Origin of the sequence: Campylobacter sp. BCW_6871, from assembly GCF_001762325.1 — a bacterium.
Lineage (GTDB): Bacteria > Campylobacterota > Campylobacteria > Campylobacterales > Campylobacteraceae > Campylobacter_D > Campylobacter_D jejuni.
This window is the reverse complement of the sequence record NZ_MJWQ01000064.1, coordinates 355-947: the sequence shown is the minus strand read 5'-3', so window position 1 is coordinate 947 and position 593 is coordinate 355. Positions and strand designations below refer to the sequence as shown.

Sequence of the window (593 nt, the reverse complement as noted above, 5' to 3'; positions counted from 1 at the left end):
GAAGTCTATGCAAATACTCAATTTTAGAAAAATTAATTATTCAATAACGCAGCTTTTATTGTATCATTTGTTGCTTTGGCATATATAGCAGTAGTATTTAGTTTTGCATGTCTTAGAATTCCACAAGGTTTGTTCCTTTGGCTGTTAATCTCATGGCTAAAGTGTGTCTAAGCAAATGAAGTCCTTTTTTGCTGATCAAAGCTTTAGCATAAATATTATTTACAATCAAAAAAGCATTGCTTCTATTCAAATGTTTTCCTGTGCTAGTTTGCATTATGTAATCACTATCTTGGATATTTTCTTTAAAATATTCAAGCTCATCATCTACTTCTTCTTTTTTAATAAATGCAAATTGTTCTTTACCGCCCTTGCCTATTATGGATATTTTTAAAATTTCATCATCAACTTCTTCAAAATCACAAAGTTTTACATTCAAAGCTTCAGAAATTCTAAGTCCTCCATAAAGCATAAGTTTTATCAGTAAAGAATTTCTAAAACTATTATAAACTTCTTTTTTTGCTTTTTCTTTTTCTAAAACATTATTTAGCCTTATAATTTCATTTTCATTAAGATAATTTAATTTTTCTTCTGAT

General features: G+C 27.0%; 1 pseudogene. It reads right to left on the bottom strand.

Annotated features, from left to right (window positions below):
* Window positions 1–32 precede the first annotated feature (32 nt).
* Window positions 33–593, bottom strand: a pseudogene (locus tag AJ930_RS06795) (tyrosine-type recombinase/integrase); the annotation flags it as partial.